This is a genomic window from Bartonella sp. AP40SXNS, assembly GCF_042195825.1.
Classification (GTDB): Bacteria; Pseudomonadota; Alphaproteobacteria; order Rhizobiales; family Rhizobiaceae; genus Bartonella.
Genome location: NZ_JBHIPB010000014.1, coordinates 22,481 through 31,816, shown reverse-complemented (window position 1 = coordinate 31,816; position 9,336 = coordinate 22,481). Strand labels below are relative to the sequence as shown.

The following is a 9,336-nucleotide window of genomic DNA, read 5'->3' as shown; positions in this document are numbered from 1 at the left end:
TGAAGGCGTCTTGATCCTTTTAGGCGTTAAAGACTGTAATTTCTCAATTCTTTCTAATTGCTGCTTTTCTGAATACCTACGAGAAAAATTATCTGTTGGGGAATGAAAAATAGCTGAGGAGCGCGCATAAACATTTACACCTGTAAACAAGCCAAAGAAAACAACAATGGCACGAAAAATTCTCAAAAGAGAACTTTGGCGTAAAAATACACAAAACAATACAGATTGCCCCCGCTTTGCATTATTCATGAAGCACTCTTTAAAAGAACTTCATGGAACCTCTAACAAGTCCACTCAAAACAGCCACTGCCCTATGACGCTTTTAACAAAAGCACATGCCTCTGTAACCCAAAAAGTGACACTAAAAAAACTGCTTTATTTTAACTGCTGAAGATCTCTCCCCCACATTTATATAAAGAAACCTCTAAACAAAACTGTTTAACCCGTCAATGGTTAATACATCAATATCCCCATAAATATAAAGGATAAATTTGCTCAACCATATCCCCTTGCATTCATAGAGTGAACCTTCAAAGGACGCCTAATCTATGAGTTTCGAATGGTTTTGAAGGTTTGAGAAACCTTCAAAACCTATCTATAAAATGCGTGGTAAAATGTATCAAAACACTCATTCTGATATCTTAAAGCACATAGTGCATTTGTCTTTTTTCCATAAAATAAACAGCAAACTTCACTACTTTGTTGATCTTATTCCATGTCATGGGCTGTGGATAAACAACCTTTAAAAACCCTTTTGAAAAAATTATCCCCTTTTTTAGCATTTTTCTACATTTTTTCTCAATTCGTTCAAAATAGATTTAATAGGCTTCGTTTTGATTCTTTTGATAAGAATTAACCCCCTCATATGAAAACGGAGCCCTGTTGTAATATGCATCACTTTAATAAGTATGATAATGAACATGTCACTTTACGCTCTCTCTTAGAATATTATCGTCAACGAGCAAAATCACCCCGTGAATTAGGAACCATGTTTGAAAACCTTGTCATGGCTCATTTGACAAACGACCCGCTTCAAAAGCAAGAATACGAAAAGATTCAGACTTATTTGGAATAGGCTAAGGAGCATGATGAAGATGGAACTGATATTGGCATTGATCTGGTGGCTACAATACGTGATGAAGGGGGCTATGCGGCTATTCAATGTAAATGCTATGATGCTTCTCACATAATAAAAAAAGAAGATATTGATAGCTTTATCGCTACCTCTGGGAAAAAGATTTTTACGCGCCGTATTTTGGTTGATAGCACCGAAAGCAATTGGAGTGATAATGCTAACAACACTTGTGATGGTCAAGAGGTTCATATTCAACAGATTAATCTGTTTGATTTAGAAAACAGTCAAATTGATTGGGGGGCTTATAAAGAAAAAGGTGAAGCTACCCTTAAAGAGCAACCTAAAAAAAAGCTTTTAGATCATCAAAAAGAAGCTCTTGAGAAAGTCTGTGAAGGTTTGCAAGAAGCAGACCGTGGCAAGCTGATTATGGCATGTGGAACAGGCAAAACGTTCACTAGCCTTAAGATAGCAGAACACATAGCAGGAACTGGCAAGCGTGTGTTGTTTCTGGTACCCTCCCTTGCTTTGATGTCACAAACAATCCGTGAATGGACAGCCGATGCACAAGTGCCCTTGCGTTCTTTTGCGGTGTGTTCGGATACAAAAGTAGGCAAGCGTCGTAAAAACCAAGATGATATTGTTGGCATGGCAACATCAGATCTTGTTCTCCCTGCTACCACGGATGCACAAGCCCTTGCTAAAGAAGCGCGTGGAAACCTAGTAGACGCAATGACGGTGGTCTTTTCAACTTACCATTCTATCCAAGTGATTTCGGATGCGCAAAAAGAGCATGGTTTACCCGAATTTGATTTAATCATTTGTGATGAAGCACACCGTACGACGGGGGCTTCATTGGGAAGTGAAGACAATGAATCTGACTTTATCAAGGTTCACGATAACAGCATCATTCGGGGCAAAAAACGTCTGTATATGACAGCAACGCCTAAAATCTTTAGTGACACTGCTAAAAGGCGCGCTGATGAGATTAATGCCGTTCTCGCATCTATGGACGATGAAACGCTTTTTGGAAAACAACTTCATCATTATACCTTCGCGGAAGCTGTCGATAATGAACTGTTAACTCCTTACAAGATTGTGGTCTTGGGTATTAATGAAACCTATATCACACCAGCCATACAGGAGATTATTGCCAATGAAAACCGTGAAATTGATTTAGATGATGCGGCAAAAATTATTGGCTGTTATAGAGCACTTACCAAAATAGATAAGCAAGCCGCTGTTGATGATGATGATACAGAGCCCATGCAATGTGCTTTAGCTTTTTGCAAAGATATCAAAACCTCTCAATATATAACAAAGCTTTTCAATAAAATTATCAAATCTCATATTGATGATTTCCTTCAAACGGTTCCCTTTCTAAACTGTGAAGTAAGACATATTGACGGAACGCAAAGCGTCAAAAAACGCAATGAGGAATTGGATTGGCTTAAAGAAGATGCGGGGCAAAATGTTTGTCGGATCTTAAGCAATGTTCGGTGTCTGTCTGAAGGGATTGATGTTCCTGCTCTTGAGCCATCATGTTTTTACACCCGCGTAAAAGTCATGTGGATGTGATACAGGCGGTAGGGCGTGTGATGCGTCGTGCTCCAAATAAGAAAACAGGCTATATCATTTTACCCGTTGGGATCCCTGCTGGAGTTTCTGCTGAACAGGCTTTAAAATACAACAAAAGATACGAGGTGGTCTGGCAAGTGATCAATGCTTTGCTTGCTCATGATGAGAATTTTGAAATCACCCTTAACCAGATGATTTTAGGGCAAGACGTTAGTGATGTTTTGAAGATTAGAGCCTTAGAGAGCATGACCGCGGTTGAGGATAAACTTCATATCCATGAAAAATCAGAACATATGGGTCTTGAGATTGGAAAAGCCGCTCATGAACCACAAACTATTCATAGCGTAACAGGAAGATTACCTTTTTATAAAGAGTTTCCTAATGCTCTAAAAACCCTTCTTGCGAAGAAATTTGCTATTGCGGATTATTGGGAAAATTGGGCGGGCAATGTGGCTGAGATTGCTCAAAATCATATTAATCGTCTTAAAGATATGCTTTCCGATGAAAAGAGTGAAGCCTTTCATGCTTTTGATGCTTTTCATAAGGAATTAAAGAACAATTTAAACAGTGAAATAAAGCAAGAGGAAGCGATTGAGATGTTAGCACAACATCTTGTCACGCGTCCCGTGTTTGAAGCTTTGTTTGAGGGCAATGAATTTGTCCAAAACAATGCCATTTCGCAAGCAATGGAAAAAATCTTAACAGAACTTGATAAAACCAATATCGAAGAGAAAACGAAAGATCTTGATAAATTTTACAAAAGCGTCACGTTCTGTACAGCAGAGATTACCGAAACTCATGCAAAACAGAATCTTATTATAAACCTTTATGAAAGTTTTTTTGTAGTGTAACTGCAAGAATTTGTTTAACTCTTTATTTGAAGAAAAAAGAGTGAACTCTATAGGAATCAAAATTCCAAAATATTGCTTATTTTGTTCAATATATTTTCTAGGACGTGGGTTAGGAATATTCTGAAAGTCGTTTTCAGAATCAATTACTTCAGGATTATAAGGGCTATTTTCTCCCGTTAAAACATAAATCCAATAGCAGATCTTTGAGTTCACAGAAAACTTTTCGATTACTAAGGTAGCACATTGATTATCACGGTTAAAATAGTACGTTCCTTCCTCTAAAAATTTATCAGCACCACTGTTATTAACTAATTCTGGGGCTGGATCTATTCTATATTTATAAGAAAGGAAGTTAAGGGTATTCATAAAGTTAACATAATTACAATGTCTATAATCTTATCAGATAGTAGGTGCTGCCAAAGTTATCTTAGTGGTTATGAGAAGGTAGTGTATCCAAAATATATTTCATTGTTTAGAATCGTTTAGCTGAGAATTAAAGCTATAAAATTTTAATTGCAGAAGCAATACGAGTTTTAGAGAACTCTGCAGTGAAAGCTGCTTAGATTTTCAGAGTATGACTCCCCTTCCCTGCTTTTAAGTGGAGGAAAAATTAAAACATTAAACGAAGCATGCCATCACGTAAAATGGCGTTAATCCGCATTTGATATCCTTTCCCTTGACTTTTAAAGTCACGCTAGCACATCTGAATCCACTCGCACTGTTGTGACAGTTTTGGGTGGTTTATAGAATGGATTGAAAACGGCGTTTTTCCAGAACACATCATTGAGTGACGGAATATCTCTATGATCAATTGCACTATCCGACATTACAGCCAATTTATCAATTTCAAGTCTCTGTTTATCTGTCAAAGCTGATAAGTTACCTACCTCAATTTCATAACGAACTTTCTTCTTTATAACGTTTCCTCTCTTTCAAATTGGCTCGTCGAGCTGAAATAATACGCATTACCTCTATACCATCTTTATTGTCATGGACAGTATGCGCTACGAATAGTAATAAAAACCTCCACAAGCACTAAAACTTGCTAACCATACTCTCTATTTTCAATACGGTCTTGGTTAGCCATGGAGAATGGATCAGAAAAAACATATGCAGATATTTCAAAACTTTACATGATTCTTTCTAAGATTACTTTTTGTTTTAGCATCATCCCATTCAAATCTCATTTTTATACCTTATATTAATACATTTATAAGGGTATTATATACATCAAGAGTTCTAGATAAACACTTAATTATCCATGTTTTGGTACAATTAATATAATTTAATACTTTAAAAATTAGTGATTAATTAACTAAAAATATAAAAAAATAATAAATTATTCTATGGCTTTATGCATATAATATGCAAATCGAATAAAACTTACAAGCATGCTAAATAAAACGATATTAATTGGCTATTTGGGAGCTGCTCCTGAAAGCAAAAAGGAATTTTGGTGCCTAAACATTCAATTTTCGTATGGCTACCTCTGAGAGCTATGCAGATAAAAATACCAATAAAAAAGTAGACAAAACAAAATGGTATTCCGTGGTGCTTTTTAATCTACAGAAATTTGGAAAAATTTGTTCTTCAGTACAGAACAGCCCCTTTTTTCGAATGAATGAGAGGAACGGTTTTTTTTATGGTCAACGCTACAAAGGATGCAATCAGCACTTTCAAGAAACCACTAACCAAAAAACCTAATGAACTTATTAAAACTGTCAGCAAAGGGACCTGTGTCATATAAGCTACCCATGGTATTCCAAAAGAATAAACTATACCAATGCCACCCACAATATTTATCATAAATAATATTATAAAATTTAACCGCTGCCAAAGCAATTCTACCATAAAGCCAATAAAAAATGCAGCAAATGGAAAACTAATCAGATAACCACTCGTAACTCCTGAAAAAACACTAATTCCACCACGACCACTAGGCAATAGAGGTAACCCAATCGCAATAAGAACAAGGAAAAGAAGTGATGCTAAAGCTCCCCTTTTCGCTCCAAGTATAGATCCTGCTAACATCGGAGCCATAGACTGAGCTGTAATAGGGACACCCAGCAAAAAAGGAAGATAAATAGGAGGGAAAAGACTCAAAACAGCGTAAATAGCGGCAAATAAAGCAATATAAACCAAATCTTTTGTATTCACTGAATTATTCCTTCACTAGGGAAAATATTTCGTTATTGTTGTACAATTAATAAAAAGTATCAGATTTATAAAAGTACAATTTAAATACATTAGATATAGAGAAAAATAATATAATAATTTATTTTAATAATATCACTTATATGAATCATATTAGATTCTACAATTTTTAATTACATCATAAATTACTATAGTTAAATTCAATAATAGTGATATATGAATATTATATAATGCATTTATTTTAGTTATTATGCTTTGAATAAATTAGAGGAACAGATCTTTTAATCGCGAGTGCAATAAAGGATGCAATCAACACTTTTAAACAATCGCCTATCAAAAAAACTGATGAAGCCATTAAAACCTTCAGTAAAGAAACTTTGGTCATATACGCTGTCCATGGAACACCAAAAGAATAAACTATCCCAATGCCACCAAAAGTATTTATTATAAATAATGTTATAAAATTTAACCGCTGCCAAAACAACTCTACCATTAAACCAATAAAAAATGCGGCAAATGGAAAACCTATTAAATAACCACTTGCAATTCCTGAAAAGACACTTATTCCACCACGACCACCAGGCAACAGAGGTAATCCAATCGCAACAAGAACAAGAAAAAGGAGTGACGCTAAAGCACCCCTTTTTGCCCCAAGTATAGACCCTGCTAGCATCGGTCCCATCGATTGAGCTGTAATAGGCACCCCTAGAAGAAAAGGAAGATAAATATAAGGGAAAAGGCCCAAAATAGCATAAATAGCGGCAAATAAAGCAATATAAACTAAATCTTTTGTATTCATTTGATTCTTCTTTTATTATAAGAATTTTTATTATTATGAGATGCTGTATCAATAGTATCAGCATCATAAGAACGCGCTTCCAATGCTTCAGCCACTTCTGAAGCCATTCTTATAGTCCGTATAATTAAAGGTATCGCAAGAGCGACAATGTTAGTATTAAGTCCCCTTGCTTGCTGTGCTTCATGTACCTCATTAAACTTTTCACTCAAAAGAGGAATAAACCTGATCGCCATAGAGATAACCATACTCACTTTTGATGGATTTATACCAAAACAACGAAAGGGCTGGAGGCCTGCTTCAATTGCATCTACCATATCTGAAACTTTTGTTGTGAATGAAATAACTGATGATAAAGAAAAGAGGATAACAAGACGTAATATGACCTCAACCCCCGTAAGCCAACCGCTAAAAATAGTTTGAAATACAAATAGAAGAACTAAAAGCAATCCCATCGATTTAAATTGCTTTATCACAGTTTTGAAAGGGATCTTGGCGACTCTATAGAATAAGATGACCAACAATAGAAATAACCCAAGAAGCGCTATGGAAGAAACCATTATTATAAAAGTTCCACAGGCCGTAAGAAATAATAACTTAACTCCAGGACTTAACCTATGAATAAATGTATCCCTCGGAATATATAAACCGATCATGACATTCTTCTTATATACTCCTTTATAGCAACAAAAGGTACATCATCAATTGCTATATCCCCCTTATCAAAAACCAGCACTCTATCAAATTTTTTCAAAAACTCTAAATCATGCGATACAACTATTGCCGTTTGTGGTAATTCTTCTATCACTTGCGTAACGCGATGCTTATTTCGCAAATCAAGTAATGTCGTCGGCTCATCAAAAATAATGTAGTCTGGTTTCATTGCAACTACACTGGAAATAGCAACGAGTTGTTTTTGCCCACCACTTAATAAATGGACAGCGTGATTTCTGAAATCTTGAAGTTCATAGCGCTGTAAAATTTCATCTACACGCTCCTTAATTTCATCTTTATTAAGCTTTAAATTTTTGAGACCAAAGGATAAGTCCTCTTCAACTAATGGTAAAACAATCTGATTATCGGGATTCTGAAAAACAAATCCAACTTTACGCTTTACTGCTTTTGCGTCGCGTTTTGTATCAAGCCCATCAACGCTTACACAGCCATAAGATGGTAATTGGAGCCCATTAATAAGGCGAACAAATGTACTTTTTCCAGAACCATTCGCACCTATAATAGCAATTCGTCTTTCGGTAAGCTGTACAGTAATATTTCTTAAAACACACAAATCACCAAAAACTTGTGTTACCTCATCAAATTTTATAATCCCCAAGGCTTATTCCAATCAATCCCTTTTATTAGCTCTTCTTTCTCTATCGTTTCAGTTTATAACCTAAAAGTAATAACAAGCACCATAGAGGAATAATAATGACTGCCAAACTCATATCAGGCATCTGTACAGGAATATATGCTTCAAGAAAAGGCAAGCTTATTCCTATCATATCAAAAAGTCGAGTCATCAATCCATTTTTCCCAAAACCACTGACAAACATAATGCAAAATAATAAAGCAAGAAAGCAGAGGCAAAGATAGTTAGCGTAAGGATATAAACCAAACGCATAAATAAAATCGCCCTTTCTGTTCTTATGGGCATTGCGAAATTTCAAATGAACAATAACAATAATAGCCCAAGTAATCACTGCTGCTGCAGTTGCAAGAGCCATGATCCGCATGAAACTATTATCAGGAACAAGAGCATTAACAACGACAATCAACGCCGTACATAATGATGAAAAAAGGATAGCAATATAAGGAACACGAGCAGCACTCAGTTTACTAAAAATATGTGGTGCATTTTTTTGTACAGCTAAACTATAAAGCATACGGCCATTAGAATAAATGCCACTATTGTAAACAGAAATAGCAGCCATAATCACCACAAAATTCAAAATATGACCAGCAGCAGGAATTCCTATAGTCTCGAAAATTGTGACAAAAGGACTACCTTTTTTTCCAATCATATTCCAAGGGCTGATTATCATAATAACACTGATAGAACCAATATAAAAAATTATAATCCTCCACATAACTTGACGAATAGCCGCTGGAATTGTTTTTTGTGGATTAGATGCCTCTCCAGCAGCAATACCAATAAGCTCCGTTCCTCCAAAAGAAAACATTACTACAGAAGTTGCTAAAACAACCCCTACTGCTCCATAAGGAAAAAAACCGCCATGGTCCCAAAGATAATGAATATTCGCTTGATTTTCCCCTAGTCCAGTGACAATGAGAAAAATTCCAAAAATAATCATACCAATAACAGCAGCCACTTTGATCAAAGCGCAAGCAAATTCAAATTCTCCATAAAAACGAACATTAAACAAATTAACAAATGTAACAAATAAAAGAACAATGAAAGATGTCTTCCAATGATCAATCAAAGTCCAATGATCAAGGTAAAACCCTATCACTGTAAGTTCAGCCATGCTCACAAGAATATAAAGAAACCAATAATTCCAACCTGTTATGAAACCAGCTAATCTCCCCCAATATTTATAAGCAAAAAAACTAAATGCTCCTGAAGACGGTTCTTCTACTGACATTTCACCAAGCATTCGCATAATGAAATACATAATAAGCCCGCCGACAAGATAAGATAAAATAACTGAGGGACCAGCTAATTGAATTGCCTCGGTTGACCCATAAAAAAGTCCTGTCCCAATAACGCCACCCAAAGCAATCATTTGAATATGGCGATTTTGAAGGCTACGCTTCAATTCCTCGTGCTTTTTTTCAGACATCATGCCTCACTACTTTTGTTGAACTTAACCTCAACTTTTATTGAAAAATTAGGCACCTCTTTCAAAAAACACAAAACAAACGTA

The 9,336-nt window shown here is 35.6% G+C and carries 6 protein-coding genes and 4 pseudogenes; 2 read left to right on the top strand and 8 right to left on the bottom strand.

Annotated features, from left to right (window positions below; genetic code table 11):
- Positions 1–249 (bottom strand): annotated as a pseudogene (locus ACFILZ_RS08330) (ShlB/FhaC/HecB family hemolysin secretion/activation protein); the annotation flags it as partial.
- Positions 250–889: 640 nt separating this feature from the next.
- Here ACFILZ_RS08330 and ACFILZ_RS08325 point away from each other — a divergent pair.
- Positions 890–3,492, top strand: a pseudogene (locus tag ACFILZ_RS08325) (DEAD/DEAH box helicase family protein); the annotation flags it as partial.
- A 619-nt stretch (positions 3,493–4,111) separates the two neighbouring features.
- On the opposite strand, the pseudogene ACFILZ_RS08320 reads toward ACFILZ_RS08325, so the two are convergent.
- Positions 4,112–4,165, bottom strand: a pseudogene (locus tag ACFILZ_RS08320) (hypothetical protein); the annotation flags it as partial.
- Between the two features lie 25 nt (positions 4,166–4,190).
- The gene (locus ACFILZ_RS08315; protein ID WP_375607395.1) at positions 4,191–4,370 is read right to left on the bottom strand and encodes a hypothetical protein; all 180 of its coding nucleotides are present in this window, start codon (positions 4,368–4,370) and stop codon (positions 4,191–4,193) included.
- A 522-nt stretch (positions 4,371–4,892) separates the two neighbouring features.
- Here ACFILZ_RS08315 and ACFILZ_RS08310 point away from each other — a divergent pair.
- Positions 4,893–5,064, top strand: a pseudogene (locus ACFILZ_RS08310) (single-stranded DNA-binding protein); the annotation flags it as partial.
- 27 nt (positions 5,065–5,091) lie between these two features.
- On the opposite strand, the gene ACFILZ_RS08305 reads toward ACFILZ_RS08310, so the two are convergent.
- The 5 genes from ACFILZ_RS08305 to ACFILZ_RS08285 form a co-directional block, all read right to left on the bottom strand.
- On the bottom strand, positions 5,092–5,658 hold the full coding sequence (locus ACFILZ_RS08305) for a biotin transporter BioY (protein ID WP_375607394.1): 567 nt from the start codon (positions 5,656–5,658) through the stop codon (positions 5,092–5,094).
- 238 nt (positions 5,659–5,896) lie between these two features.
- On the bottom strand, positions 5,897–6,454 hold the full coding sequence (locus tag ACFILZ_RS08300) for a biotin transporter BioY (protein WP_375610827.1): 558 nt from the start codon (positions 6,452–6,454) through the stop codon (positions 5,897–5,899).
- Positions 6,451–7,107 carry an energy-coupling factor transporter transmembrane component T family protein gene (locus ACFILZ_RS08295; protein ID WP_375610828.1) on the bottom strand — a complete coding sequence of 219 codons (657 nt, stop codon included), beginning with the start codon at positions 7,105–7,107 and terminating at the stop codon, positions 6,451–6,453. Before ACFILZ_RS08295 ends, ACFILZ_RS08300 begins: the two co-directional genes overlap by 4 nt.
- Entirely contained in the window at positions 7,104–7,784 is a 681-nt protein-coding gene (locus tag ACFILZ_RS08290) for an energy-coupling factor ABC transporter ATP-binding protein (RefSeq protein ID WP_375610829.1), read from the bottom strand. Before ACFILZ_RS08290 ends, ACFILZ_RS08295 begins: the two co-directional genes overlap by 4 nt.
- A gap of 40 nt (positions 7,785–7,824) precedes the next feature.
- Entirely contained in the window at positions 7,825–9,252 is a 1,428-nt protein-coding gene (locus ACFILZ_RS08285; protein WP_375607397.1) for an amino acid permease, read from the bottom strand.
- Between the last annotated feature and the right edge of the window lie 84 nt (positions 9,253–9,336).